Below are 24,263 nucleotides of genomic sequence, written 5' to 3'. Positions count from 1 at the left end.
GGGCCGGGCCACCGGGCCCGGCCCGCGCGATCAGTACTGACGGCTGGACAGGACCTGCTTGGCCTGCTCCTGCGTGAACGTGGTCTCCTCGGTCACCACGCGGGCCGGCACCTGCTCGCCCTTGACGACCTTCTTGGCCAGGTCCATGAGCTGCGGGCCGAGCAGCGGCGAGCACTCGACGATGTAGTTGATCTTTCCGTCGGCCAGGGCCTGCATGCCGTCCTTGACGGCGTCGACCGTGATGATCTTGATGTCCTTGCCGGGCACCTTGCCCGCGCCCTCGATGGCCTCGATCGCGCCCAGGCCCATGTCGTCGTTGTGGGCGTACAGCACGTCGATGTCCGGGTTGGACTTCAGGAAGGCCTCCATGACCTCCTTGCCCTTGGCCCTGGTGAAGTCGCCGGTCTGCGAGGCGATCACCCTGAACTTCGGGTCGGCGCCGATGACCTGGGCGAACCCGGCCTTGCGGTCGTTGGCGGGGGCCGAGCCGGTGGTGCCCTGGAGCTCGACGATGTTCACCGGGTCCTTGGCGTCCTTGTACTCCTGCACCAGCCACTGGCCGGCCTTCTTGCCCTCCTCGACGAAATCGGAGCCGAGGAAGGTCTTGTACAGGGAGGTGTCCTTGGAGTCGACGGCGCGGTCGGTCAGGATGACCGGGATCTTCGCGTCCTTGGCCTCCTTGAGCACCGTGTCCCAGCCGGACTCCACCACCGGCGAGAAGGCGATGACGTCCACCTTCTGCTGGATGTAGGAGCGGATGGCCTTGATCTGGTTCTCCTGCTTCTGCTGGGCGTCGGAGAACTTGAGCGTCACGCCCGCGTTCTTGGCCGAGTCCTGCACGGACTTGGTGTTCGCGGTGCGCCAGCCGCTCTCCGCGCCGACCTGGGCGAAGCCCATGGTGATCGAGCCGCCGCTGCCGCCGCTGCCGCCACTGCCTCCGCCGCAGCTCGCCACCGACATCGCGGTGAGCCCGGCGAGCACCAACGCCGAGATCCTTCTGAACACGTGGGGGGTTCCCTTCTCATGTGAGCGCTAACAACCGAAACCGGCTGCCGGCGCCTTCCTGCCTCGGGGGCCTGCGCGGTCCCGTCGGGCCGTGCCCGTCTCGCGTACCGGCGACCGCGGGGTGCCAGGAGACGGGCCGCCACCTCGCCTCCTCGGCCGCGACCGAGGGGAGACGACCCCGGACCGATCCCGCGACCGCTCCTTTCCTGGCTTGGCCACGACTGTGAACGTTAACAAGCACATCCGTCAAGAGCCCGCCACATCACGGTCACGTCACGCCGGACACCCCTTGACTCCAGGGGTGTTCCCTCCCTAACGTGACGCCGATCACCTTTGTTAGCGGCCACTTCGACTGGTAGCGCTAACAGTCCCCTCGTCCGAGGAGCACCCCCGTGAAGCGAACCGTCCCCGCGCCGGGAGGCCCGCGGCCTCCCGGCCCGCCGCCGTCCGCCCTCAGACCGGTACGACGCGGTGGTGGGTGGTGATCCGGCCGTCGTCGTCCAGCACGTGGAAGACGAGCCCCGGCGGGAGCTCGTAGTCGGCGCAGCCGGCCAGCGTGGTCGCGCCCTCCCAGGGCAGCCGCAGCGTGGACACCACGCCGGGCGCGGCGAGCAGCGGGCGGCCGGCGAAGGTGGTGGCCGCCGCGGTGTGCGCGTGGCCGACCAGCACGGCCGTCACGTGCGGATGCCCGGCCAGCAGGGCGGCGAGGCGTTCCGGGGCCTGGAGCATGATCGTGTCGACCGGCGAGTGCAGCGTCGCGGGCGGGTGGTGGAAGGCCACGAACAGCGGCAGGCCGCGTTCCGCGCCGAGCACGCCGTCGAGCCAGGACAGCGTCTCGCCGTCCAGGTGACCGTCGGCCCGGCCCGGGACGGAGGAGTCGCACAACACGTAGACCGCTCCGCCGGTGCGGTGGACCCGGTTGACCGGCCCGGACGCGGCCGGCTCGCCGAGCAGCACCCGCCGGAACCCCTCCCGGACGTCGTGGTTGCCGGGGCACACGAGGACCGGGTGGCGCGAGGTCAGCAGCTTGCGCGCCTGCTCGTACTCCTCGGGCAGACCGTGGTCGGCGATGTCGCCGGTGACGAGCACCGCGTCGAGGTCGTACGGGAGGGCGTCCAGATAGCGCATGACGGCGTCGGCGCGCTCGACGGACCGGTCCGAGCCGCCGAGGTGGATGTCGCTGAGATGGGCGATCACGAGCATGGGCAGGACTTCCTTTCGAGGTACGCCCTCGACGGTAACCGCCCACCGGACCATCCGTAAGATCCGGTTTCGTGGTGAAAAATTGGACCAGTTCCGGAGTGGACCTGCATCTGGAGCTCGATCCCGCACTCGGGCGGCGGCGGGCCGTCGAGGACGCGCTGCGCGCCGCCGTACGCGACGGGCGGTTGCCGCCCGGCACCCGCCTGCCCTCGACCAGGGCGCTCGCGGCCGGGCTGGGCCTGGCCCGCGGCACGGTGGGCGCCGCCTACGACCAGCTCGCCGAGGAGGGCTACCTCACCACCCGCCCGGGTTCGGGCACCGAGGTCGCCGACGCCCTCCCACCCGCCCCCGCGCCGATCGGCTCCCCTTCCGCCGCCCGGCCGTCGCAGCCGGTGCACGACCTTCGTCCCGGGCAGCCGGACGTGTCGGCCTACCCCGCGCGCGCCTGGCTGCGGGCCACCCGCCACGTGCTCGCCGCGGCCCCCGCCGACGTCTTCGGCCCCTGCGACCCCCGCGGCCGGATCGAGCTGCGCACCGCGCTGGCCGGCTACCTCGGCAGGACCCGCGGCGTGCGCACCGCCCCCGACCGGATCGTCGTCACCACGGGCTTCGTCCAGTCGCTCAACCTGCTGGCGCAGGTGCTCGGCGCGGGCCCGATCGCCATGGAGGACCCGGGCCACGACTTCTACCGCGAGGTCCTGCGGCGCGCCGGCCGCACGATCGTCCCCCTCGCGGTGGACGGGCAGGGCGCCCGTACCGGCGACCTCACGTCCGGGGTGGCCGCCGCCGTGCTGACCCCGGCGCACCAGTACCCGACCGGCGTCCCCCTGGCCCCGGCGCGCCGCCGCCTGCTGCGCGAGTGGGGCGGCCCGGTCATCGAGGACGACTACGACGGCGAGTTCCGCTACGACCGCCGTCCCGTGGGCGCCCTCCAGGGCATGGCCCCCGACCAGGTCGTCTACTGCGGCACCACCTCCGAGTCGCTCTCCCCGGCGCTGCGCCTGGGCTGGATGGCGCTTCCGCCCGCCCTGGTGGGCCCGGTCGCCGAGGCCAAGCTGCACGCCGACGCCCACACCGGGGTGCTGGGCCAGCTCGTCCTGGCCCGGCTGATCGACGACCACGACTACGACCGGCACGTGCGCGCCGCGCGGCTACGCTACCGCCGCCGCCGCGAGCTGCTGCTGTCGCGGCTCGGCCCGGGACCGGCCGCCCCGCTGCCCGGCGCGCGCCTGCCCGGCGTGGCCGCCGGCCTGCGCGCGCTGCTGCTGCTCCCGCCGTCCGGGCCGGCCGAGTCCGTCGTGCTCGCGGCCTGCGAGCGGCGCGGCATCGCCCTGCGCGGCCTGAGCCCGCTGCGCCAGACGCCCGGCCCCGGCGGCCTGCTGATCGGGTACGCCGCCCCCTCCGAACGCGCCTTCCCCGCCGCCCTGGACGCCCTCGCCGACGCCCTGACCTGGGCATCCGCCGCAGGAAGCGCCGCCGGCAGCGAAAACCCCGATATTTCCGGCCTTCTCGGGTAGTTGATCGGCTCTCACCGACCTCGACGGAGGAGTCCGATGAGCTGGAGCTACCGCAAGACGATCAAGCTCGGCCCGGTCCGGCTGAACCTGTCCCGCGGCGGCGTTGGACACAGCTGGGGCAACCGGCTGTTCAGGGTGACGCGTACCGCCGACGGCCGCCGTACGCTGTCGGTCAATCTGCCCGGCGGCTTCCACTGGCGCAAGACACTCAGCGGGCGCTGACCCCCGCCGGAACGACGGGCCGGAGGCGCGCGGCCTCCGGCCCGTTCCCGTCTTCCCGGGACGCCGCCCAAATGATGATCTGTAAGCATGAACGCCCATATGAGCCCGGAGGAGTTCCGCCGCCACGGCCGGCAGGTCGTCGACTGGATCGCGGACTACATGGCCGGCATCGAGTCCCGTCCGGTGATGTCACGGGCCGAGCCCGGGGACGTCCGCCGCGCGTTGCCCGCCGAGCCGCCCGAGCACGGCGAGCCGTTCGAGGCCGTCCTGGACGACCTGAACACCATCCTGCTGCCCGGCATCACCCACTGGCAGCACCCCGCCTTCTTCGCCTACTACCCCTCCAACGCCAGCGGCCCCGCCATCCTCGGCGACCTGCTCTCCAGCGGCCTCGGCGTGCAGGGCATGTTGTGGGTCACCAGCCCCGCCTGCACCGAGCTGGAGACCGTGGTGGTGGACTGGCTGGCGAGCCTGCTCGGCCTGCCCGCGCACTTCAGGACCGACGCGCGCGGCGGCGGCGTGATCCAGGACTCGGCGTCCAGCGCCTGCCTGGTCGCGCTGCTCGCCGCCCTGCACCGGGCGAGCGACGGCCGGGTCACGCGTACGGGCGTCGCCGAGCGGTACACGATCTACGTCTCCTCGCAGACGCACTCCTCGCTGGAGAAGGCCGCCCGCGTCGCCGGCCTCGGCTCCGACGGCGTACGGGTGGTGGACGTGCACCCCCGTACGCTGGCCATGGACCCGGGACGGCTGCGCGAGCTGATCGCGGCCGACAAGGCCGCCGGCGCGGTCCCCGCGATGGTCTGCGCCACCGTCGGCACCACCTCGTCGGCCGCCGTCGACCCGGTGCCGGAGATCGGCGAGGTGTGCCGCGAGCACGACGTGTGGCTGCACGTGGACGCCGCCTACGCCGGGGTCGCCGCCGTCTGCCCCGAGTTCCGCGGGCTCAACGACGGCGTGGCGGAGTACGCCGACACCTACTCCACCAACCCGCACAAATGGCTGCTGACCAACTTCGACTGCACCGTCCTGTGGACGGCCGACCGCGCCCCCTTGCTCGGCGCGTTGTCGATCCTGCCGGAGTACCTGCGCAACGCGGCGACGACGGCCGGCTCGGTGGTCGACTACCGCGACTGGCAGATCCCGCTGGGCCGCCGGTTCAGGGCGCTGAAACTGTGGTCGGTGATCCGCTGGTACGGCGCCGAGGGTCTGCGCGCCCACATCCGTAAGGGCGTCTCCCTGGCCCAGCACCTGGCCGCCCTGATCGCCGCCGACCCGGCCTTCGAGCTGCACGAGCCGCACCCGCTCGGCCTGGTCTGCTTCCGTCCCCGCTGGCCCGGCCTGCCGCCCGCCGACGCCGACGCCGCCACGCTGCGCCTGATGGAGACCCTGAACGCCGGTGGCTCCCTCTACCTGACCCACACCGCGATAGGCGGCCGGATCGTGCTCCGCATGGCCGTCGGCGGCCCCGCCACCGAACTCCGCCACGTGGACCGGGCCTGGGCCGACATCCGCCAGGGACACGCCGCCCTGGCTCAGCAGACAGCCCGGGAGACCGCCCGGGAGACCGCTCGCGACGACTAGACCGGCAGCCCCGCCTGGGCGGCCAGCGTGCCGAGGACCCTGGCGAGCACGGCCCGGTCCCGCGGGCCGAGCCCGCCGGTCAGCTCGGCGTCGAGCTCCAGCGTCACCTCCAGGCACCGGCCCAGCAGCGCGCGCCCCTCGCCGGTGAGGTCGAGCAGCTGACGCCGCCGGTCGCCGGGGTCGCGCACCCGGGAGATCGCGCCGAGCCGTTCGAGGTGGTCGGCCAGCGTCACCACCAGGCTCGGCGCGACGCCCATGGCCTTGGCGACGTCGAGCTGCGAGGCCGCGCCGCGCGCCTCCAGCAGGGTCATCAGCCCGACGTGCTTGGGCTTGAGGTCGAGCGGGACGAGCGCGGCCGTGAACCGCTCGGTCAGGATCGCCCCGAGCGTCCCGATCCTGAAGGCCATCGTCCCCGCCACCGACACCGGCTTGACTTCGTCCACCCGCACAATGGTAGTGCCGATACATCATTCAGAGCATGAACGATTCAAGCCTGTCGCGCCGGGGACGGCGCGCGCCCGCTCAGGGGCGGCGGTTCAGGCCGTGCTCGTAGGCCCAGATGACCGCCTGGACCCGGTCGCGCAGCCCCAGCTTGGCCAGGACGCGGCCGACGTGGGTCTTGACGGTGCCCTCGGACAGGAACAGCGCGCCTGCGATCTCGGCGTTCGTCTCGCCCCAGGCGATGTGCCGCAACACCTCCCGCTCCCGTTCGGTCAGCGGGTCGGGCCCGGCGTCCGGCAGGTGCGGCGCGACGTGGTCGAGCAGGCGGCGGGTGGTCGAGGGGGCGATCACCGCGTCCCCCCGGTGGACGGTCCGCACCGCGGCCAGCAACTCCTCGGCGGGGGCGTCCTTGAGCAGGAAGCCCGACGCGCCGGCCCGCAGCGCGGCGAAGGCGTACTCGTCCAGGTCGAAGGTGGTCAGGACGATCACCTTGGGTGCGCCGGGGGTCGCCAGCAGGCGCCGGGTCGCCTCGACGCCGTCCATGCGCGGCATGCGGACGTCCATGAGCACCACGTCCGCCGTCACCGCGCGCAGCCCGGCCAGCGCCTCCACCCCGTCGCCGGCCTCCCCCACCACGCGCATGTCGTCCTGGGCGTCGATCACCATCACCGTGCCGGTACGCACCAGCCGCTGGTCGTCCACGACGTACACGCCGATGGTCATGCCGGGTACGGAAGGCGGGCCTCGACGACGAACCCGCCTTCCTCCTCCGTCCGGACGTCCAGGGTCCCGCCCAGCGCGGTCACCCGCTCGCGCATGCCCGCCAGCCCGTTCCCCGGCCCGTCACCGCACGTCGCGGCGGAGGCGGTGCCGCCCGCGTCGCCGGCGGTGATGCGCAGGGCGTCGTCCGTCCAGTCCAGCCGGAGGGTGCTGCGCGCGCCCGCGCCCGCGTGCTTGAGCGTGTTCGTCAGCGCCTCCTGCACCACGCGGTAGGCGACGAGATCGGCCCCCGGCCCGAGGGGACGCGGCGTGCCGCGCACGATCTCCTCGACGGGCAGCCCGGCGTCCCGGGTCCGCGCCACCAGGTCCGGCAGGCCGGTCAGTCCGGGCGGCGGCCCGTCACCGGGCGTGGCGCGCAGCACGCCGACGGCGGCCCGCATGTCGGTGAGGGCCGCGCGTCCCGTCTCCTCGATGGCGGCCAGGATCTCGGCCGCCCGCGCGGGCGCGAACCGGCCGCCCCTGGCCTGGGCGACGATGACGGCCAGCGCGTGGGCGACCACGTCGTGCATCTCCCTGGCGATCCTGGCCCGTTCCTCGGCGGTGGCCCGCGCCGCGGCCTCGCGGGCCCGCTCCCGCAGCAGGTCGAGGTGGGCGAGCTGGGTCCGCCGGTACAGGCCGAGCCCCCACGCCGCGACCACCACCGCGGCCAGCAGCGCCAGCAGCAGCCACGGGTCCGGCCCGAGCCCGGCCGCCGCGACGCTGGAGTCGGTCGCGAACCTGGCCGCCGCCGCCCCCGCCCCCGCCAGGCCGACCACCAGCGGCGGGCGCCGCCGGGCGTGGGCGGCGCAGGAGTAGACCGCGAGCGGGAACAGCGCCGACGACGGCAGCACGAGGAACAGCCCGGTCACCGCGACCTGGACGGCGAAGGCCGCGGCGACCACGAGGAACGCCCACGTCCGCCGCCGGTACGCCACGGCCGCGTGCGCCGCCAGGCAGGCCCCCGCCAGCAGGACCGCCCGCACGCCGGGCGCCGACAACACCGCCACCGTCAGGGAGAGCGGGAACAGTGTCACCCCGGCGACCAGGGCCAGGACCACGTCGGCGCGGCGGGGCGTCATCGTGCCGTCGTGCGCTGGTAGGAGAGAGTGGCCCCGGCGACCGCGAGTCCGAACAGCAGCCAGCTCCCGTACACGACCGCGACCGCCGCCACCGTGGCCGGCTCGGACAGCGGCACGGGCCCCGGGGTGAGGCCGAGGAGCTGGGAGAACGTGCCGAGAACAGACATGGCTCCCATAGTGGTCAACATGCCGGCGCCCGTCCAACCGCCGGCCAGCACCAGCCGCCGCGGCAGCGACCGCCCCCACCTCTGCACGAGGGCCAGCGAGCCGGTCGCGCCGATGACCAGCATGATGGTCTCGCCGTACGGGAAGCCCTCGCCGTAGTCAGCGGGGCGCAACAGGGTGCCGCCCGCCGACCAGTAGAGCTTGGCCAGGGGGTAGACGAACCCGAGGGCGAACGCGGCGTACCCGAGCCAGGGCCCGCCGGGCACCCTGACGCGCGGCAGCAGCAGCGCGCCCAGCAGCGCGCAGGCCGCCAGGCTGAGCCCGCGCAGCGCCATCCCGGGCCAGTCGACCTGCGCGAACTCCCCGGCGGGGATGCCGGTGAGCGCGAAGAAGGCGCGGAAGACGTCGAGCACGAGCCCGCCCGCCGACCACAGCAGCAGCAGGACGGGCACCAGCCCCGCCGGATGCGGCCGCACCACGAAGACCGCCCCCAGCCCGGCGGCCAGCACGGTCACCCAGTGCGGCGCGAACCCCATGGTGTACGGCAGCCCCGGCAGCGGCGCGAGCGCGAGCGCCACGACGAGCGCGAGGACGGAAAGCGCCGAGATCTGCAGTCGTTGAAGTCGCATGCCCTCGACGATCGCGGCTCCACCCGGCCGCCCGCGTCTCCCCCAGGTCCGGACAGGAGGTGACCTGAGAGGTATTGACATGGCCTGGCGTAGGCACGAAAAAAGGTGACGCCCTCACGGACGCCACCTTTTCTGCTGTGGAGCTATGGGGATTCGAACCCCAGACCTCCTCCATGCCATGGAGGCGCGCTACCAACTGCGCCATAGCCCCTTGCGATCACCAAGTGTATCGGACTTCCGGACCCCTCGCGTCACGCCGGATGCCGCGCCCCGGCGGACCGGAGGAGCCCTCCGGCCCGCCCCGAACGGCGTGGCGTCAGGCGGCGCGGCGGGACGGGATGCCCGCCTCCCTGACCAGCGCGGCCACGTCGACCCCGGCCTCGCGGAGCAGGCGGCCGGCGCCGTTCGCGCCGTCGGCGAGCAGGCCCCACAGCAGCCGTTCGCCGGTGACCGGTCGTGGCGCCGGGTCCTCGCCTTTCTGGCCGCCAGGGCCTGACACGGGGCCCCGCGGTAAGGGGCCCCAGGAGTCAGGACTCGCTAGCCGCAGGTGGTGCGCATGGTGAGGGCGGCTTCCTCCAGGGTGAACGCGACCTCGACCGCGCCCAGCTCCGCCGTGTCGCGCACGTGCGTGCCGCCGCACGGGATCGACGCCTCGCCCTCGGGCAACGAGCAGTGCCAGGTGCGCAACGCGGTCAGCCCCGGCCCCGGCACGTCGAGCCGGACCGGCGCACGGGCCGCCACCCACGTGCCGAGCCGCTCGTTCACCCGCCCGGCCAGCTCGGTCAGGTCCAGGTCGTCGGCGGAGAAGCCCTTCTTGCGCAGCGACTTGCCGAGGCGGTATTCGTCCACGCTGCCGTGCGGGACGATGCGCGAGGAGGTGATCGCCGTCTGGTCGAAGTCGGGATGGCCGAGCCGGTCCTGCCGCACCTCCTTGCGCCACCGGTCCGCCAGCGCCGCGTTGAGCGCCAGCGCGGCCAGGTGGCAGGCGGTGTGGCCGGCCGAGAGCGCCGCCCGGTATCCGGCGTCCACCTCCAGGTCCACCTCCGCGCCGACGGGCAGCGGGGTGTCGGTGACGTGGACGACCAGCCACTCCCAGCCCTCGGCGCCGCGCCGGACCGGGATGGACTCGCCGACGAAGATCTCACCGTCGTTCGACTGGGCCCCTGTCACGCAGTCGAGGACCGGCAGCTCGCCGATCGTCCCCCGGTCTGCGGGCTGGTCGGGCCAGGTGTGGTCGAGGGGGTGGAACGGCGTCTCGGCGGTGACGAGGCCGTGCCGGTCCCCCACCGGCACGGCCCCGACAATCGGGGAACGGCCGCTGACCCGGCCGTTGGGGAAGGTGACGACAGTGGATCTCACCTGGTCATTGTGGCAGGGCGGCGCTCGTCCTCCAGATAGCGGTCGCGGCCGGCGTACAGGCCGGTGAGGAGCTGGACGGCGATCACGCCGAAGATCAGCACGTACGTCAGCGACCAGCCGCCGGTCATCTGGTAGATCACCCCGACCAGGAGCGGGCCGGCGCCGGCGATGAGATATCCGGCGCTCTGCCCGAAGGCCGACAGCGCGGCCGTGCTCTCCGGCGTACGGGTGCGCAGCCCCAGCATGACCAGCGCCAGCGGGAACGACCCCATGCCGACCGCCACGAACACCACCCAGACCATGGCGGTCGAGGAAGGCGCGAACCACAGCCCGAGGAAGCCGATCGTGTAGAACACGACCAGCCCCACGACGACCGGCCGCTGGTCGCGGAAGCGCGCGGCGATCGTCGGCACGAGGATCGAGACCGGGATGTTCAGGGCGGTGAAGACGCCGAGCATGATCCCGGCCTGCGAGGAGGTGTATCCCCCGTCGGTGAGGATCGTGGCCAGCCACCCGAACATGATGTAGGCGATCATCGACTGGGTGCCGAAGTAGATCGCCACCATCCAGGCGAGCCTGCTGCGCAGCAGGGTCGAGATGCCCGCGTCCCGGCTGCCCGTGTCCCGCTCCGGCTCACTGCGCAGCAGCGCAAGCCACGGAATGGCGGCCACGGCGGCCAGGGCCGCCCACACGCCGAGCGCGATGTGCCAGTCCCCCGACGCGCGCTCGATCGGCACGGTCGCGGCGGCGGCCAGCATGGTGCCCGCCGCCAGGGCCGTGGTGTAGACGGTGGTCATGATCCCGGTACGCCCGGGGAAGTGACGCTTGATCAGCGTCGGGATGAGCACGTTGCCGACGGCGCCGCCGGACAGCGCGACCGCGCTGCTCAGCAGGAACACCGGGGCCGACCCGACCAGCGACCTGACCAGCATGCCCGAGCCGAGGGTGACCAGCGCGAGCAGCAGCAACCGGTGCTCGCCGATCCGGCGGGCCAGGGTCGGGGTGACCGCGCCGACGCCGGCGAAGGCCAGCACGGGCAGCGTGGTGAGCAGGCCGGTGCCGACGCTGCTCATGCCGAGCGCCCCGGCGAGCTGGTCGAGCAGCGGCCCGACGCTGGTGACGGCCGTGCGCAGGTTCAGCGCCGCCAGAACGATGCCCAGCACGAGAAGCCAGGCCAAGGGGGCGGTTCTGCCTGTTCTGCCACGGGCTTCTTGGGCTAGCACGCTCATGCTGGTCAGGTCCTCCACTCATCAAATCATGGGACGAATCACCACCTTAACAGGACCGAAATGTCCCTTTATTCCTGGACATGAGAAAGCCCCCGGGGCGGGGGCTGAGATTCTCGGGGGAGATCCGTCCTACAGGACCGGGCTCGGGCCCTCCGGGGGCTGGTTGCGCGGGATACCCGGGCCGGGGGGAGGCAGGGTTCCGCTCGGCGGGTAGTCGCCGCCGCCGACGGTGCCGGGCGGGACCGGCGCGCCGCTGTCGCCGTAGGTGGAGCCGTGCTCGTGCTGGTGCTGGTGGGCGCCGGGGACGTCGCCGCGCCAGCCGCCCGTCTCGCCGCCGCGCGACTCGATGAACGACTTGAACCGTTCCATGTCGTTCCTGATGCGCAGCCGGACGATCTGCAGCGCGTCGCCGACGGTCTCGATGACGCCCTCGGGGTCGTACTCCATCTGGAGGGTGACCTTGGTGGTGTCGGCGTCGATGCGGTGGAAGGTGACGACGCCCGCATGGTGCGGCGAGTCCGTGCCGCGCCAGGCGACGCGCTCGTCGGGGTGCTGCTCGGTGATCTCGGCCTGGAACTCGCGGCGGACCCCGGCGATCTCGACCACCCACTCGGTGAGCGTGTCGGAGATCTGCTTGACGGACTCCACGCCCTCCATGAACTCGGGGAAGCTCTCGAACTGGGTCCACTGGTTGTAGGCCACGCGGATCGGGACGTTGACGTCTACTGAGTGCTCGATCGTGCTCATGGGGTCTGTCCCTGCCCGCGCACGCCCGGCGTTAACGCCTGCGCAGCAGCCAGTAGAGACCCACGAAGGGCAGCACCAGCGGGACGAACAGGTAACCCTTGCCGTACGACGACCACACCGTGGCGTCGGGGAAAGCCGCCGGGTCGGCCACGCTCGCGGTGCCGATCAGCAGCACGCCGGCCAGCTCGATGACGAGCGCGCCGAGCGCGAGGCGGCGGGCGCCGCGCACGAGGGCGACGGTGAGCACGACGTAGACCAGCGCGGCGAAGGCCGACAGCGCGTAGGCCAGCGGCGCCTCGTCGAACCGGGTGGCGATCTGCACCGCCGCCCGCGCCCCGGCCGCCAGCGAGAACAGCCCGTAGACGGCGACCAGCGCGCGCCCGGGGCCGGTGCCGATCGGGGCGCTCACGCCACGCCCTGCCAGATCTGCAGCAGCCGCGCGTTCATCACCGCGATCGCGAACCCGGCCACGACCAGGATCGCCGTGCCCCACCGGCTGCGCTCGGCCAGCGCGAGGAACACCCCGGCGGGCGGGATGAGCACCTGACCGCCGATGTACCCGAACAGCGTGGCCTTCTCCGGCGGCCCCTCGCCGCCGCTCACCGCCGCGATCACGAATCCGGCCTGCACCAGAATGGCCACCTCCAGCACGGCGAAGCCGATCAGCAGGACCATGCCCATGGGCCGGTCGCGGACGGCGACGACCAGGCTCGCCAGCATGAGCAGCAGTGAGCCGACGATGACGATCGTGGCGACGGTGGTGTTCATCGGGACACAGGTTAGCGCCCGTGCAGGTCGCCCCCGCCGCCGTCCCGCTGGTGCCGATCGCGCTCATAGGATCGGGGACGTGCAGAGAATCCTCGTCAGCGCCTGCCTGATGGGCCGCCGGGTCCGCTACGACGGCGGCGCGAAGACCAGCGCCGACGCCCTGCTCGCGAGCTGGCGGGCGGAGGGCCGGCTGGTGGTCTTCTGCCCCGAGGTCGCGGGCGGGCTGCCCGTGCCGCGCCCGGCGGCCGAGATCGAGGGCGGCGCGGGCGGGGCGGCGGTGCTCTCCGGCGACGCCCGCGTGCTGGCGAGCGACGGCTCCGACGTGACGGCCGAGTTCGTGGCGGGGGCGCGGGCCGCGCTCGAGGCCGCCCGCTCGGCCGGGGCCCGGCTGGCCGTGCTCAAGGAGGGCAGTCCCTCGTGCGGGGCGCTGGCGATCCACGACGGCACGTTCGGCGGCCGTCGGGTGCCCGGCCAGGGGGTGACCACCGCCCTGCTCGAAGCGCACGGCGTCCGCGTGTTCACCGAGGACCAGCTGCCCGCGGCGGCCGATCACCTGCGCGATCTGGAGGCGTAGAAGGCCGCGGCCAGACCGGCGGCCAGCAGCACCGCCATCGTGTCGTGGAACCAGGTGCTCAGTGCCGTGGCCGCCGACGGGTGCAGGGCCAGCGCCAGGATGCCGATCAGCACGCCGCCCAGGGCGCCCGCATGGGTGTGGACCAGGCCGTCCCAGGCCCACCGGCGGCGGGTCAGCGCGCCGTGGCCGCCGGCGAGCAGGCCCAGGGCGCACAACGTCTCCACCACCACCGCGGGCGGCACGACCGGCTGGGACAGCGGGCCGACCGTGACGCCCGCGTGCAGCAGCGCGGCCCCGGCGAAGATCAGCGCGTAGGCCAGGGAGAGCACGCCGAGGGCTCTGCGCAGTGCGTCCATGGGCTACACGCTCGCATCGCGGGGGGCCGGCGGAATCGTCCTCAGGGAGAAGGCCGCGGTACGCCGCCCGTCGTAGCCAGCATGCGGCGGACGATCCGGATCACCTCGTCGATGGTCACCTGGGCGTCCTCGTCGGACTCGCAGGCCGCCACCTCGCGCCCGGCCTCGCCCATCACCGTGGTCAGCAGCACCACCAGCACGTTGCCCTCCGGCGTGTCCGCCAGGCCGAGCAGCCGCTTGTTGCCGCCGATCCACTCCCAGCCGCGCTGCCTGCGCAGCGTCGTGAATTCGGCGGGGCCGTCGTTCTCCAGGAACAGCCTGGCCACGTCGCGCTGCTCCCACGAGCCCTCCAGATAGGCGCGGGCGCCGGCCAGGAACCGTTCCTCGCCGGCGCCGGCGGTCGCCTTGGCCGCGCGGGAGGTGCGTTCCTCCTGTTCGCGCATGAACTGCTCCCACAGGGCGAGGAACAGGCCCGGCTTCCCGCCGAAATGGTGGTACAGGCTGCCGACGCTGATGCCCGACGTCTCGACGATGTCGGCGACGGTGGCCTCGGCGTACCCCTTGGCCAGGAAGATCTCGCGGGCCGCGCGCAGCAGCGTGTCGCGGGTGCCGCTGGAACGTCCCCAGCCCCGGTTCTTCATCCGGTCATTATGTACGGTCCGCCGGGTTTGATCAGGAAATCGAACTGACCTGATCAACGGAAACTTTCTCGCATTCCGGGGAGTCGTACAGATGCAGGGGGCCCGATTCATTTCGAAACGGGGAAAGGAATCGGCGACAATGACTGTCGACCTGAACAACGCACAACCCCTGGCCTGGGATTCGGCCAAGCTCGACGCGGACACCAAGGAGATGCTGGACAATCTCCAGCCCAACATTCTCCGCGCGCACGTGCGCGAGCACCTGTCCGTGCTGTTCGTCAGGTTCAACGACGTCGCCGCGGGAAAGGCGTTCCTGCGGCACATCGCCGTCACGAAGATGAAGTCCGCGCGCCGGCACCTTGAGGAGGTGCGCGAGTTCGGCGCGAACGGCCGGCGCGGCACGCCGTACGTCGGCATCGGCATCAGCAAGGCCGGCTACCGCGACCTCGGCCACTCCGTCGAGGACGTGCGCAGGTTCGGCGACAAGGCGTTCCGCGACGGCATGAAGCGGCGCGGCGCCGAGCTGAACGACCCGCCGGTGACGGAGTGGGAGCCCGCCTACCAGCGGGAGATCCACGCCGTCATCCTCATCGGCGACGCCCGCCGGGACCGGGTCGAGGAACTGCGCGAGGAGATCCTGGGCGAGCTGCCGGAAAGCGCGCGGCTGCTCGGCGAGGAGACCGGCCAGGGCATGCGCAACCCGGCCGGCGACGGCATCGAGCACTTCGGGTACGTGGACGGCCGCAGCCAGCCGCTGTTCGTGCGGGACGAGGTGGACAAGGAGCCGAAGGAGCACTGGGACCCCGCCTTCCCGCTCTCCAACATCCTGGTCGCCGACCCCTTCGCGCCGCACCCGGAGCGGCATTTCGGCAGCTACCTGGTCTTCAGGAAGCTGGAGCAGAACGTACGGGCGTTCAAGGAGATCGAGCAGGACCTGGCCGACGCCCTCGGCCTGCTCGGCGCCGACCGCGACCGCGCGGGCGCCATGCTCGTCGGCCGCTTCAAGGACGGCACCCCCGTCACGCTCAAGCAGAAGCCGGGCGGGGGCCCGGTGGCCAACGACTTCACCTTCGACGACGACCCGGGCTCGAAGTGCCCCTTCAGCGGGCACATCAGGAAGACCAACCCGCGGTCGTTCGGCCGTGAGGTGCTCATGGCCCGCCGGGGCCAGACCTACGGCGACCGCACCGACGACCCCTGGGACGACTCCCCGCCCGGCACCCGCCCGAGCGGCGAGGTCGGCCTGCTGTTCATGGCGTTCAACAGCAGCCTGCTCGCCCAGTTCGAGTTCACGCAGCAGAGCTGGGCGAACAACGAGGACTTCCTGAACCCGGCGACCGGCCACGACCCGCTCATCGGGCAGGGAGCCCGCGAGGCCAAGGTGAGCTGGCCGAAGGCGTGGGGCCGGGCCGAGCAGTCGGCCCCGCAGGCCCAGGTCGCCCAGACGATCACGATGAAGGGCGGCGAGTACTTCTTCGCGCCGTCCCTGGCCTATCTCCGCAACCTGTGACACCCCCGGGCCCGGCGGGAACCCCCCGCCGGGCCCGGCCGCCGCCGGGACGGGATCTAAGATCGGATCTCCGGGGGGAGATCTGACGATGTTGCGGGCGTTCTTCAAGACCGAGGCGGGCAGCACGAGCGTGCTGCTCGTGGCCACCGCCCTGGCCATGGTCTGGGCCAACTCGCCGTGGGCCGGCACGTACGAGTCGTTCTGGCACCTGCCCATGGGCATCTCGTTCGGCGACGCGGTGTTCTCCCTCGACCTGCGCCACTGGGTCAACGACGGCCTGATGAGCGTGTTCTTCTTCCTGATCGGCCTGGAGGTCTCCTACGAGGTGCGGCTCGGGCAGCTCAGGGACCGGCGGCTGATCGCCGTCCCGGCCGTGGCCGCGCTCGGCGGCATGCTCGTGCCCGCCGGCGTCTACCTCGCGCTCAACCTCGGCGGCCCCGGCGCGGGCGGGTGGGGTGTGCCGATCGCCACCGACACCGCGTTCGTGCTGGGCGTGCTGGCCGTCGTCGGGGCGCGCTGTCCCGACCCGCTGCGGGCGTTCCTGCTGACGCTGGCCATCGTGGACGACGTGCTGGCCATCATGATCATCGCGATCTTCTACACGGCCAGCCTCCAGCTCACCGCGCTCGTCGTGGCCGTCGTGCTGCTGGCGGCGATCGTGCTGCTGCGCTGGCTGAAGATCTGGCGGGCGCCGGCCTACATCGCGCTCGGGTTCGGGTTGTGGGTCGCGACGCTGGAGAGCGGCATCCATCCGACGCTCGTGGGCATCGCGCTCGGCGTCCTCGTGTTCGTCTACGCCCCCAGCGACCAGAAGCTGCTGCTGGCGGGCGAGGCCGTCCAGGAGTTCACCACCGAGCCGAGCGCGCGGGCCGCCAGGGAGGCCTCGCGGCGCGTGCAGCGTGCCGTCTCGGTCAACGAACGCCTCCAGCTCCGCCTGCATCCCTGGAGCAGCTACGTGATCGTGCCGGTGTTCGCCCTGGCCAACGCCGGGGTGCGGCTCGACGGCGAGACCCTGCGGGCGGCGCTGACCTCGCCGATCTCGCTCGGCATCGCGCTGGGGCTGCTGCTCGGGAAGTTCGCCGGGATCTCGCTCGGCACGTGGCTGCCGCTGCGGTTCGGCTGGGGCATCCTGCCGGGGAACCTGGTGTGGGGGCAGCTGCTGGGCGGCGCGGCGGTGTCCGGCATCGGGTTCACGGTGGCGCTGTTCATCGTCGACCTGGCCTTCGACGACCCGGCGATCCAGAGCCAGGCCAAGATCGGCATCCTGGCCGGGTCGTTGTTGTCCGCCGCGCTGGGCTGGGTGGTCTTCCGGCTGGCCTGGGACCGGGGCGGCGTCTGCGCGCCGCCCGAGGCCGAGCCCGACGAGGAGCTGCCCGACGTGCTGTCGGTGCCGGTCGGCCCCGACGACCACGTACGGGGTCCGGCGACCGCGAAGGTGACCATCGTCGAGTACGGCGACTTCGAGTGCCCCTACTGCGGCCGCCTCCACCCCGTCCTGGACGAGATCCTGCGCCGGAACCCCGACGTCCGGCTGGTCTTCCGGCACTTCCCGATCCGGACGCTGCACCCGCGGGCCGCCTCCGCCGCCATCGTCTCCGAGGCCGCCGCCGACCGGGGCCGGTTCTGGGAGATGCACGACATCCTCTACGACAACCAGCGTTTCCTCACCGACGCCGACCTCGAACACTACGCCGCCGAACTCGAGGTCGACCCCTGGGCGGACGTGGCCGGGCACGCCTCCCGCATCGCGCTCGACGAGGCGTCGGGCAAGGAGAGCGGCGTGCGCGGCACCCCGACCCTGTTCCTGAACGGCCGCCGGCACAAGGGCGGCCTCGACCTGCAGTCGATCAGCCGTGCGGTGGAAGAACTGCGCGGATCCCCGTAACGTCCCCCGAGTCCTCCCTTCTGGCTGGAGTCGCCCCCATGAGTTTCCTCAACATGCTCACGAACCTGCTGCCCGCCCTCGTCACCGCGCTGCTGCTGGTGGTGGGCATCGTCCTGATCGGGATGAACCGCCGGCACGTGGGCCGCGCGGCCACCCTCGGCATGTCGGGCTGCGGCCTGCTGCTGATCGGCACGCTGATCAACCTGGTGCTGAGCATCCTGACCCAGACGCTGATCGAGTCGTACGGCTCCAGCATGCTCGCCGCCCTGCCGTTCGCCTACCTCGTCTCCTCGCTCTTCCACCTGGCCGGCATCGGGCTGCTGATCTGGGCCGTCGTCGCGCGCCGCGCCGCCCCCCGGCAGGAGCGGCCGCAGGGCCCCGGCTGGCAGCAGCCCCCGCAGCCGTACCACCAGCCCTACCAGCAGCCCGGCCCCCAGGGCGGTCCCCAGCCCGGCCCGCAGGGCGGCCCCCAGGGCGGCTGGCAGCCGCCGCAGCCGCCCTACGGGGGAGATCAGAGCGGTTACTGAGCCTTCCGACGTCTGGACCGCGTTTCACCGGCAAGTATGACAATGTCGATGAAACCCACCTCCAGAGCCGCGTCTGAGGGGATCATGAAGCGAGAGCCGCAGGATCCGGACCCGAACCGGACCGTCCGACATCGCGTCCCGCACCCGGAGCACCCCCCGCAGGGTCCCCCGGAAGCGCCGTACACGCAGAGCCTGCCCTACACCCCCGACATGCTCCCCGACGTCCCCCTGTACGAGGCCACGCCGCCCCCGAAGTCGGCCTGGCGGTGGGTGGTCCTGGTGGGCGGGCTCCTGCTGCTGGTCGCGGTGCTGGCCGTCGCCACGGTCCTGTGGGTGCGCGGCCAGGCGTCCTGAGGCCGGGACGAAGCTCAGGACGCCCGGGTGAAGTCCATCGTCCAGTTGGTCTCCCACGTCTGGCCGTCGTCCGCCGAGAAGGCCTGTTCCCACCTGGCCCGGCGCTCGTCGGCGACGGTCCAGACGAACCGGCAGCGCACCGGCCGGCCCTCGTGGGTCTCCTCGCCGTGGAACTCGCCCCGGTTCCCGGTGAAGGCGCCCACCATGGGCCGGGTGTCCAGCGTGCCGGTCGCGCTGCTGGCCCAGTAGATCGACCACTGCCTTGTGGCGGGGTGGTAGAGGCGCACGGTCATCCCGTACCGGCCCTTGGTGGGGAAGGCGATCTCGTCGAAGCTGGCCGCGCCGTCGAAGTGCCGGGTGGCGACCGAGCGGCCGGGGAACTCGTCCCATTCGTCGCTGCCGGTGAGCGGCTTGAGCAGCCTGCGGTTCACCACGTCCCACGTGCCGGCGAGGAAGTCGAAGTCGTTCATGCGGCGAACGTACGGCCGGGTCACTGACATGTAGTGTCAGTGACCGTGCGCGCCTCCCGCCTGGTCTCGATCCTGCTGCTGTTGCAGACGCGCGGCCGCATGACGGCCCACGACCTCGCCGAGCGCCTGGAGGTCTCCGTCCGGACCATCTACCGCGACATGGAGTCCCTGCACGCCGCCGGCATCCCGCTCTACGGCGACGCCGGGCCCAACGGCGGCTACCAGCTCCTCGACGGCTACCGCACCCGGCTCACCGGGCTGACCACCGACGAGGCCGAGTCGTTGTTCCTGGCCGGGCTGCCGGGCCCGGCGGCCGAGCTGGGCCTCGGCGCGGTGGTGACGGCCGCCCAGCTCAAGCTGATGGCCGCGCTGCCCGTCGAGCTGCGCGACCGCGCGGGCCGCATCCAGGAGCGGTTCCATCTCGACGCGCCCTCCTGGTACCGGGACGCCGAGCCGGTCACGTACCTGCCGGCCGTGGCCGACGCCGTGTGGAACGAGCGGCCCGTCCAGGTCACCTACCGGCGGTGGAAGGCGCCGCAGGAGGTGGAACGGCGGCTGGAGCCGTACGGGCTGGTGGTCAAGGCGGGCCGCTGGTACCTGGTCGCGCGCTGCGGCGAGCACGTACGCACCTACCGCGTCTCCCAGATCCTCGACCTGCACGCGCTCCCTGAGACGTTCGCCAGGCCGGACGACTTCTCCCTGGCGGCGTACTGGCAGGGTTACCTGGCCGAGTTCGAGGCCAGGCTGCGGCGCGGCGAGGCGGTGGTGCGGCTGTCGCCGCGCGGCCTGGAACGCCTGCCCGACCTCATGACGCCCGGCGTCGCTGCGGCCGCCCGGGAGACCGCCGAGCCGCCGGACGCCGACGGCTGGACGCGGGTCACCCTGCCGATCGAGTCGCACGACCACGCGCTCGGCGAGTTCCTGCGGCTCGGCACCGACGTCGAGGTGCTGTCCCCGCCCGCGCTGCGCGAGGCCCTGGGCGCGACGGCGGCGGAGCTGGCCCGGCGCTACGCCTGACCCGAAAGCTTCACGCCTCCTCTCCCGCCCTCCGAGCGCCTGCCGGGGGGCACCGCTCCAGGGCCGGGCCTCCTCGGGGCTCGGCCCGCCGAGTTGATTCGCCGCGAAAAGCATGATCTGATCCCTGATCAGCGTCGCAGTGCACCCGGCCAGGAGACCGCCGCGGGCATGGAGGCGCCGTGACATCGGACACGACCATGAACGACTTCCCCGAGCCGGCCCGCCGTCTGGCGGCCTTCGGCAACCAGCTGATCGACGTGCACCTCCGGCTCCGCGAAGAGCTGGCCAGGCTGCGCGACACCGCCGGCCGCGGCGGTTCGCTGCGCGACCTGCGCACCCACTGCCTGACCTTCTGCTCGGCGATCACCACCCACCACACCGGCGAGGACGCCACAGCCTTTCCGGTGCTCGCCGCCGAGTTCCCCGAACTGCGGCCCGTCCTTGAGGAACTGCGCCGGGACCACGAGCAGGTGGCCGCCATCCTGCGCGACCTGGAAACCCTGCTGAGCGCCGACGCACCGGGCCCCCGTGACGTGCGCACCGAGCTGGACGGCCTGTCGGCCCTGCTGGAATCGCACTTCGTCTACGAGGAGAAGCGGATCGTCGCCGCCCTCAACGCCCTGCCCGCCACGACGTGGAGCGCTCCGGCGTTCCTGGATTGACGGGCGGCCGAGCCTGACGCTCGAACCAGGGAAACAATCTGTGTGGAGCTATGGGGATTCGAACCCCAGACCTCCTCCATGCCATGGAGGCGCGCTACCAACTGCGCCATAGCCCCTGGTCACCGCTGCGGGATCACCCGTTGCGGCGCTCCGAGAGCATATAGCCATCCGCGCCCTTTCGCCTAATCGCCCGGCCGCCGTCCGCCCTGCGCCCGTGCCACCAGGACGGCGAGCCCGTCGAGCTGCCTGCGGAGCCCGAACTCGAAGACGGAGTCCAGGTCCAGATCCACCCCGGGATCCGTGACCACCCTCGCCAGAGTCGGGAAGGCGCCGGAGGCGAACAACTGCGCCATCTCCCCTTCGTGCTCGCTCAGCCAGTCGTCCTCGGTCACCCCGGTCTCGGTACGCGCCTGCAGCTCCGCCTCCAGGGTCACGGCGGTGTCCCGGACGAAGTTCACCAGGGACACGACGGCGTGCAGCATGACGCCGGCGTCGAGGCCGAGCCCGTCCAGGGCCCGCAGCAGCCGTTCGGTGGACGCCATGCCGTTGCGCACGAGCTGCGGCCGGGTCAGCGAGACCGCCTGCGCCAGCCACGGATGCCGCAGGTGCACCCGCCACAGCTGCCGCAGCTCCAGCTCCAGCCGGGCCCGCCAGCCACGCGGGGGCTGCCCGGCGGGCGGCTCCTCGCCGTAGACCGCGTCGATCATGAGCCGGACGAGCTCGTCCTTGCCCGCCACATGCCGGTACAGGGACATGGCCGAGGCGTCGAGCTCGGCGGCCAGGCGGCGCATCGACACCGCGGCCAGCCCCTCCCGGTCGGCGACCCTGATCGCCTCGCGCACGACGCGCCGCGCGGTGAGGTCCTGCGCCGCCCGCCGCACGGGCCCGGCGACGACGGTCCCGACCCCGGGCACGGCCCGCGTGAGCCCTTCCTCGCGCAACCTGCCGAGGGCCCTGGTCGCGGTGGCCATCGCCACGCCCCACTCCCGGATGATCTGCCGGGTCGAGGGCACTTTGTCCCCCGGCGCCAGCTCGCCGGCGTCGATGCGGTCGCGCAGCTCCTCCGCGATCCGCAGATATACGGGCCGATCCACGGCCACCCCTTCCGCAGCACTAGTGCACCGGGCTCGCCGCACCCGCCGGGACCTCCGCGCCGCACTAGTGCGCCGGGCGCCCCTCTTGCCTGCCGGCAAACCCGAACCTACGGTACGCGTACGACGTACATGGCGCACTACCCAGGGAGGCAACCGTGCAGACCGTCCTCATCTCCGGCGGCGGCGTCGCCGGGCCCACGCTCGCCCACTGGCTGGCCCGCCACGGGTTCCGGCCGACCGTCGTCGAACGCGCCCCCGCCCTGCGAACCGGCGGCCAGGCCGTCGACTTCCGCGGCGCCCCGCAGCTGGAGGTCCTGAAGCGCATGGACGTGCTGGACCCGATCAGGGCGGCCCAGACCGGCATGGGCGACATCGCCATCGTCGACGGCGGCGGCAGACGGCTGACCAGGCTGCCGTCGGAGGTGTTCAGCGGCGACGTGGAGATCCTGCGCGGCGACCTGACCCGCATCCTGAACGAGGCCGCCCCCGCCGAACGCCTCCTCGGCGACTCGATCACCTCCCTGACCGAACACCCCGACGGCGTGCACGTGACCTTCGAAAAGGCCGCACCCCGCACGTTCGACCTGGTCGTCGGCGCGGACGGCATCCGCAGCAAGGTGCGCGAGCTGGCCTTCCCGGCCGCTCCCCTGCGCCATCTCGGCTTCTACGGCGCCGTCTTCTCCGTCCCCGGCACGTACGGGCTGGACCACGACGGCCTGATGCACAACGTGCCGGGCCGCTGCGCCACCATCGTCCGGACGAACGGCCGGACCAGGGCCTCGCTCGACTTCGCCACGCCCCCGCTCGACGTCGGCCACCGCGACCAGGCGGCGCAGCGGGCCCTGGTGGCGCGGGCGTTCCGGGGAGTGGGCTGGCAGGTCCCGTCCCTGCTGGCGGCCATGGACAGTGCCGAGGACTTCTACTTCTGGCAGGCCGCCCAGGTCGTGCTGCCCCGGTGGTCGTCCGGCCGGGTGGCGCTGGTCGGCGACGCCGGGTACGCCCCCGGCCCCGGCGGCATGGGCACGGGGCTCGGGATGATCGGCGCGTACGTGCTGGCCGCCGAGCTGGCCATGGCCCCCGACGACCACAACGCCGCCTTCGACGCCTACGAGCGGCGGATGAGACCGTACGTCGAGGTGTGCCAGAAGCAGGCCGAGGGGGCCGACAAATACCTCGTGCCGGGCACGCGGATGCGGCTCCGGCTGCGGAACCAGATGATGCGCATGCTGCCGTACCTGCCGGGCAAGGGCATGGTCAAGCGGATGACGGACAAGGCCGCGAGCGCCGTCACGCTGCCGGACCTTCCCGGGCAGGGCGCTCGCCGCCCCGCGCAGCCGGCCTGAGCCGACCGCCCTGAGCCGGTCGGCTACGCCTGCGCGTCAGGACGGTCGTCGCTGCTGATGGGCTCGGGCAGGGTGCCCGCGTTGTGTTCGAGCAGCCGCCAGCCCTGGCGGCCCTCCTGCAGCACCGACCAGGAGCAGTTGCCCAGCCCGCCCAGCGCCGGCCACAGCTCCTCGGGCAGGCCGAGCAGCTCGCAGATGCCGAGCCGCAGCGCGGCGCCGTGCGAGGCGACGACCAGGAGCCCGTCGTCGTCGAGCTTGGCCGCCCACTTGCGCATGGAGGCGGCCACCCGGGTCGCGACCTCCGAGACGGGCTCGCCGTCGGGGGCCTCCCAGGCGACGTACTCCTCGGGCCAGCGCGCGGCGATCTCGTCGCGCGTCAGCCCCTCCCACTGACCGCCGCCGCGTTCGCGGAAGTCCTTGTCGACGGTGACGTCGAGCCCCACGAGCCTGCCGAGCGCCAGGGCCGTGTCATGGGCGCGCTGGAGGTCGGAGGAGACGATGAGGGTGGGCCGCAGCGAGGCCAGCAGCGAGGCGGCCCTGGCCGCCTGCGCGACGCCGGTCTCGTCGAGCGGGATGTCGGAGTGGCCCTGGAAGCGGTGCTCCACGTTCCACAGGGTCTGTCCGTGGCGGAGGCAGACGATCCGCCTGCTCAACTGCGGGCCCGCTGCATGTTGGCGAGCATGACGCTCTCCGGCAGGCCGATCGCCGGGCAGTCCTTCCACAGGCGCTCGAGCGCGTAGAACGTGCGGTCTTCCTCATGCTGGACGTGCACGACGATGTCGATGTAGTCGAGCAGCACCCAGCGGCCCTCGCGCTCGCCCTCGCGGCGCACGGGTTTGGCGTCGGCCTCGGTGCGCAGCCGGTCTTCGATCTCGTCGACGATGGCGCGGACCTGGCGGTCGTTGGTGGCGGAGCAGAGCAGGAAGGCGTCGGTGATGACGAGCTGCTCGCTCACGTCGTAGGCGAGGATGTCATCGGCCAGCTTGTCGGCCGCGGCCTCGGCGGCGATCTGGACGAGCTGAACGGATCTGTCGGATGCGGTCACGATGCGGGTCTGTCCTCCTGTGTCGGCAGCATGCCCATGTATCGAGGGTACCCTTCCAGGCCGAAACCCCTCACCCAC

Annotated in this window: 29 protein-coding genes and 2 tRNA genes; 11 read left to right on the top strand and 20 right to left on the bottom strand. The window is 72.7% G+C overall.

The window, feature by feature from the left end:
- Nucleotides 1–30: 30 nt before the first annotated feature.
- Both AB0J76_RS42835 and AB0J76_RS42830 read right to left on the bottom strand, forming a co-directional pair.
- Nucleotides 31–1,005 carry an ABC transporter substrate-binding protein gene (locus AB0J76_RS42835; protein WP_352326437.1) on the bottom strand — a complete coding sequence of 325 codons (975 nt, stop codon included), beginning with the start codon at nucleotides 1,003–1,005 and terminating at the stop codon, nucleotides 31–33.
- A gap of 453 nt (nucleotides 1,006–1,458) precedes the next feature.
- Nucleotides 1,459–2,208: a metallophosphoesterase gene (locus tag AB0J76_RS42830; protein ID WP_352326436.1), complete on the bottom strand. Its 750-nt coding sequence runs from the start codon at nucleotides 2,206–2,208 to the stop codon at nucleotides 1,459–1,461.
- A gap of 71 nt (nucleotides 2,209–2,279) precedes the next feature.
- On the opposite strand from AB0J76_RS42830, the gene AB0J76_RS42825 reads away from it, so the two are divergent.
- The 3 genes from AB0J76_RS42825 to AB0J76_RS42815 all read left to right on the top strand — a co-directional run bounded on the left by AB0J76_RS42825 (nucleotide 2,280) and on the right by AB0J76_RS42815 (nucleotide 5,531).
- Nucleotides 2,280–3,725, top strand: coding sequence for a PLP-dependent aminotransferase family protein (locus AB0J76_RS42825; RefSeq protein WP_364393184.1), 1,446 nt, complete (start codon nucleotides 2,280–2,282; stop codon nucleotides 3,723–3,725).
- A gap of 36 nt (nucleotides 3,726–3,761) precedes the next feature.
- The gene (locus AB0J76_RS42820; protein ID WP_352326433.1) at nucleotides 3,762–3,947 is read left to right on the top strand and encodes a DUF4236 domain-containing protein; all 186 of its coding nucleotides are present in this window, start codon (nucleotides 3,762–3,764) and stop codon (nucleotides 3,945–3,947) included.
- Between the two features lie 87 nt (nucleotides 3,948–4,034).
- Nucleotides 4,035–5,531 (top strand): pyridoxal-dependent decarboxylase, encoded by a 1,497-nt coding sequence (locus AB0J76_RS42815; protein ID WP_352326431.1) that lies wholly within the window; start codon nucleotides 4,035–4,037, stop codon nucleotides 5,529–5,531.
- Here the strand turns inward: AB0J76_RS42815 and AB0J76_RS42810 are convergent.
- From AB0J76_RS42810 to AB0J76_RS42760, 11 genes are all read right to left on the bottom strand, one after another.
- A complete protein-coding gene (locus AB0J76_RS42810) occupies nucleotides 5,528–5,974 on the bottom strand; it encodes a MarR family transcriptional regulator (RefSeq protein WP_352326430.1) in 447 nt (148 codons plus the stop codon). The two genes, AB0J76_RS42815 and AB0J76_RS42810, sit on opposite strands and share 4 nt — an antisense overlap.
- A 79-nt stretch (nucleotides 5,975–6,053) precedes the next feature.
- Nucleotides 6,054–6,695 carry a response regulator transcription factor gene (locus AB0J76_RS42805; RefSeq protein WP_352326429.1) on the bottom strand — a complete coding sequence of 214 codons (642 nt, stop codon included), beginning with the start codon at nucleotides 6,693–6,695 and terminating at the stop codon, nucleotides 6,054–6,056.
- Complete coding sequence (locus tag AB0J76_RS42800; protein ID WP_364393179.1) at nucleotides 6,692–7,810, bottom strand: histidine kinase; 1,119 nt, start codon at nucleotides 7,808–7,810, stop codon at nucleotides 6,692–6,694. The genes AB0J76_RS42805 and AB0J76_RS42800 overlap by 4 nt, the downstream gene beginning before the upstream one ends.
- Nucleotides 7,807–8,604 carry a hypothetical protein gene (locus AB0J76_RS42795; RefSeq protein WP_352328551.1) on the bottom strand — a complete coding sequence of 266 codons (798 nt, stop codon included), beginning with the start codon at nucleotides 8,602–8,604 and terminating at the stop codon, nucleotides 7,807–7,809. Before AB0J76_RS42795 ends, AB0J76_RS42800 begins: the two co-directional genes overlap by 4 nt.
- Nucleotides 8,605–8,742: 138 nt before the next feature.
- Nucleotides 8,743–8,815 (bottom strand) — tRNA-Ala (locus tag AB0J76_RS42790).
- Nucleotides 8,816–8,920: 105 nt separating this feature from the next.
- Nucleotides 8,921–9,103, bottom strand: a complete 183-nt coding sequence (locus AB0J76_RS42785; RefSeq protein WP_352328549.1) for a Clp protease N-terminal domain-containing protein — start codon at nucleotides 9,101–9,103, stop codon at nucleotides 8,921–8,923.
- Between the two features lie 38 nt (nucleotides 9,104–9,141).
- On the bottom strand, nucleotides 9,142–9,963 hold the full coding sequence (locus AB0J76_RS42780) for a metal-dependent hydrolase (RefSeq protein WP_352328547.1): 822 nt from the start codon (nucleotides 9,961–9,963) through the stop codon (nucleotides 9,142–9,144).
- A complete protein-coding gene (locus AB0J76_RS42775; protein WP_352328545.1) occupies nucleotides 9,960–11,141 on the bottom strand; it encodes an MFS transporter in 1,182 nt (393 codons plus the stop codon). The genes AB0J76_RS42780 and AB0J76_RS42775 overlap by 4 nt, the downstream gene beginning before the upstream one ends.
- Nucleotides 11,142–11,321: 180 nt before the next feature.
- Nucleotides 11,322–11,939, bottom strand: coding sequence for an SRPBCC family protein (locus tag AB0J76_RS42770; protein ID WP_352328543.1), 618 nt, complete (start codon nucleotides 11,937–11,939; stop codon nucleotides 11,322–11,324).
- Between the two features lie 31 nt (nucleotides 11,940–11,970).
- Nucleotides 11,971–12,348 (bottom strand): hypothetical protein, encoded by a 378-nt coding sequence (locus AB0J76_RS42765; protein ID WP_352328541.1) that lies wholly within the window; start codon nucleotides 12,346–12,348, stop codon nucleotides 11,971–11,973.
- Complete coding sequence (locus tag AB0J76_RS42760; RefSeq protein WP_352328539.1) at nucleotides 12,345–12,707, bottom strand: hypothetical protein; 363 nt, start codon at nucleotides 12,705–12,707, stop codon at nucleotides 12,345–12,347. The genes AB0J76_RS42765 and AB0J76_RS42760 overlap by 4 nt, the downstream gene beginning before the upstream one ends.
- A 79-nt stretch (nucleotides 12,708–12,786) precedes the next feature.
- Between AB0J76_RS42760 and AB0J76_RS42755 the strand changes: the two genes are divergently transcribed.
- Nucleotides 12,787–13,281, top strand: coding sequence for a DUF523 domain-containing protein (locus tag AB0J76_RS42755; RefSeq protein ID WP_352328537.1), 495 nt, complete (start codon nucleotides 12,787–12,789; stop codon nucleotides 13,279–13,281).
- Here AB0J76_RS42755 and AB0J76_RS42750 read toward each other — a convergent pair.
- Together AB0J76_RS42750 and AB0J76_RS42745 are read right to left on the bottom strand one after the other, a co-directional pair.
- Entirely contained in the window at nucleotides 13,257–13,637 is a 381-nt protein-coding gene (locus AB0J76_RS42750) for a hypothetical protein (protein ID WP_352328535.1), read from the bottom strand. The two genes, AB0J76_RS42755 and AB0J76_RS42750, sit on opposite strands and share 25 nt — an antisense overlap.
- Nucleotides 13,638–13,678: 41 nt before the next feature.
- On the bottom strand, nucleotides 13,679–14,278 hold the full coding sequence (locus tag AB0J76_RS42745; RefSeq protein ID WP_352328533.1) for a TetR/AcrR family transcriptional regulator: 600 nt from the start codon (nucleotides 14,276–14,278) through the stop codon (nucleotides 13,679–13,681).
- Nucleotides 14,279–14,417: 139 nt separating this feature from the next.
- Here AB0J76_RS42745 and AB0J76_RS42740 point away from each other — a divergent pair, with 139 nt between their 5' ends.
- From AB0J76_RS42740 to AB0J76_RS42725, 4 genes are all read left to right on the top strand, one after another.
- A complete protein-coding gene (locus AB0J76_RS42740) occupies nucleotides 14,418–15,788 on the top strand; it encodes a Dyp-type peroxidase (RefSeq protein ID WP_352328531.1) in 1,371 nt (456 codons plus the stop codon).
- An 88-nt stretch (nucleotides 15,789–15,876) separates the two neighbouring features.
- On the top strand, nucleotides 15,877–17,673 hold the full coding sequence (gene nhaA / locus AB0J76_RS42735; protein ID WP_352325630.1) for a Na+/H+ antiporter NhaA: 1,797 nt from the start codon (nucleotides 15,877–15,879) through the stop codon (nucleotides 17,671–17,673).
- A gap of 38 nt (nucleotides 17,674–17,711) precedes the next feature.
- Nucleotides 17,712–18,200, top strand: a complete 489-nt coding sequence (locus AB0J76_RS42730) for a hypothetical protein (protein ID WP_352325631.1) — start codon at nucleotides 17,712–17,714, stop codon at nucleotides 18,198–18,200.
- A gap of 210 nt (nucleotides 18,201–18,410) precedes the next feature.
- Nucleotides 18,411–18,554, top strand: coding sequence for a hypothetical protein (locus AB0J76_RS42725; RefSeq protein WP_352325632.1), 144 nt, complete (start codon nucleotides 18,411–18,413; stop codon nucleotides 18,552–18,554).
- 14 nt (nucleotides 18,555–18,568) lie between these two features.
- Here the strand turns inward: AB0J76_RS42725 and AB0J76_RS42720 are convergent, their stop codons facing one another.
- Nucleotides 18,569–19,024: a hypothetical protein gene (locus AB0J76_RS42720; RefSeq protein WP_352325633.1), complete on the bottom strand. Its 456-nt coding sequence runs from the start codon at nucleotides 19,022–19,024 to the stop codon at nucleotides 18,569–18,571.
- Nucleotides 19,025–19,069: 45 nt separating this feature from the next.
- Here AB0J76_RS42720 and AB0J76_RS42715 point away from each other — a divergent pair, with 45 nt between their 5' ends.
- Entirely contained in the window at nucleotides 19,070–20,041 is a 972-nt protein-coding gene (locus AB0J76_RS42715; RefSeq protein WP_352325634.1) for a YafY family protein, read from the top strand.
- Nucleotides 20,042–20,220: 179 nt separating this feature from the next.
- Complete coding sequence (locus tag AB0J76_RS42710; protein ID WP_352325636.1) at nucleotides 20,221–20,703, top strand: hemerythrin domain-containing protein; 483 nt, start codon at nucleotides 20,221–20,223, stop codon at nucleotides 20,701–20,703.
- A 43-nt stretch (nucleotides 20,704–20,746) separates the two neighbouring features.
- Here the strand turns inward: AB0J76_RS42710 and AB0J76_RS42705 are convergent.
- Nucleotides 20,747–20,819, bottom strand: a tRNA-Ala gene (locus AB0J76_RS42705).
- Nucleotides 20,820–20,885: 66 nt separating this feature from the next.
- On the bottom strand, nucleotides 20,886–21,797 hold the full coding sequence (locus AB0J76_RS42700; RefSeq protein WP_352325638.1) for a TetR/AcrR family transcriptional regulator C-terminal domain-containing protein: 912 nt from the start codon (nucleotides 21,795–21,797) through the stop codon (nucleotides 20,886–20,888).
- Nucleotides 21,798–21,952: 155 nt separating this feature from the next.
- On the opposite strand from AB0J76_RS42700, the gene AB0J76_RS42695 reads away from it, so the two are divergent.
- Nucleotides 21,953–23,140, top strand: coding sequence for an FAD-dependent monooxygenase (locus AB0J76_RS42695; RefSeq protein WP_352325639.1), 1,188 nt, complete (start codon nucleotides 21,953–21,955; stop codon nucleotides 23,138–23,140).
- Nucleotides 23,141–23,163: 23 nt separating this feature from the next.
- On the opposite strand, the gene AB0J76_RS42690 is transcribed toward AB0J76_RS42695, so the two are convergent.
- Together AB0J76_RS42690 and rsfS are read right to left on the bottom strand one after the other, a co-directional pair.
- Nucleotides 23,164–23,793 (bottom strand): histidine phosphatase family protein, encoded by a 630-nt coding sequence (locus AB0J76_RS42690; RefSeq protein ID WP_352325640.1) that lies wholly within the window; start codon nucleotides 23,791–23,793, stop codon nucleotides 23,164–23,166.
- Entirely contained in the window at nucleotides 23,790–24,185 is a 396-nt protein-coding gene (rsfS, locus tag AB0J76_RS42685) for a ribosome silencing factor (protein ID WP_125639389.1), read from the bottom strand. Before rsfS ends, AB0J76_RS42690 begins: the two co-directional genes overlap by 4 nt.
- Nucleotides 24,186–24,263: the final 78 nt, after the last annotated feature.

Origin of the sequence: Nonomuraea sp. NPDC049624 (genome assembly GCF_040675255.1) — a bacterium.
Lineage (GTDB): Bacteria > Actinomycetota > Actinomycetes > Streptosporangiales > Streptosporangiaceae > Nonomuraea.
The sequence above is the reverse complement of the archived record's forward strand: the minus strand, read 5'-3'. Positions and strand labels throughout refer to the sequence as shown.

Excerpts from the sequence above, each read along its gene's own strand:
- AB0J76_RS42830 (WP_352326436.1), bottom strand. The coding sequence starts at position 2,208 with ATGCTCGTGATCGCCCATCTCAGCGACATCCACCTCGGCGGCTCGGAC.
- AB0J76_RS42820 (WP_352326433.1), top strand. The coding sequence starts at position 3,762 with ATGAGCTGGAGCTACCGCAAGACGATCAAGCTCGGCCCGGTCCGGCTG.
- AB0J76_RS42815 (WP_352326431.1), top strand. The coding sequence starts at position 4,035 with ATGAACGCCCATATGAGCCCGGAGGAGTTCCGCCGCCACGGCCGGCAG.
- AB0J76_RS42805 (WP_352326429.1), bottom strand. The coding sequence starts at position 6,695 with ATGACCATCGGCGTGTACGTCGTGGACGACCAGCGGCTGGTGCGTACC.
- AB0J76_RS42800 (WP_364393179.1), bottom strand. The coding sequence starts at position 7,810 with ATGACGCCCCGCCGCGCCGACGTGGTCCTGGCCCTGGTCGCCGGGGTG.
- AB0J76_RS42795 (WP_352328551.1), bottom strand. The coding sequence starts at position 8,604 with ATGCGACTTCAACGACTGCAGATCTCGGCGCTTTCCGTCCTCGCGCTC.
- AB0J76_RS42770 (WP_352328543.1), bottom strand. The coding sequence starts at position 11,939 with ATGAGCACGATCGAGCACTCAGTAGACGTCAACGTCCCGATCCGCGTG.
- AB0J76_RS42760 (WP_352328539.1), bottom strand. The coding sequence starts at position 12,707 with ATGAACACCACCGTCGCCACGATCGTCATCGTCGGCTCACTGCTGCTC.
- AB0J76_RS42750 (WP_352328535.1), bottom strand. The coding sequence starts at position 13,637 with ATGGACGCACTGCGCAGAGCCCTCGGCGTGCTCTCCCTGGCCTACGCG.
- AB0J76_RS42745 (WP_352328533.1), bottom strand. The coding sequence starts at position 14,278 with ATGAAGAACCGGGGCTGGGGACGTTCCAGCGGCACCCGCGACACGCTG.
- AB0J76_RS42740 (WP_352328531.1), top strand. The coding sequence starts at position 14,418 with ATGACTGTCGACCTGAACAACGCACAACCCCTGGCCTGGGATTCGGCC.
- nhaA (WP_352325630.1), top strand. The coding sequence starts at position 15,877 with ATGTTGCGGGCGTTCTTCAAGACCGAGGCGGGCAGCACGAGCGTGCTG.
- AB0J76_RS42730 (WP_352325631.1), top strand. The coding sequence starts at position 17,712 with ATGAGTTTCCTCAACATGCTCACGAACCTGCTGCCCGCCCTCGTCACC.
- AB0J76_RS42725 (WP_352325632.1), top strand. The coding sequence starts at position 18,411 with ATGCTCCCCGACGTCCCCCTGTACGAGGCCACGCCGCCCCCGAAGTCG.
- AB0J76_RS42720 (WP_352325633.1), bottom strand. The coding sequence starts at position 19,024 with ATGAACGACTTCGACTTCCTCGCCGGCACGTGGGACGTGGTGAACCGC.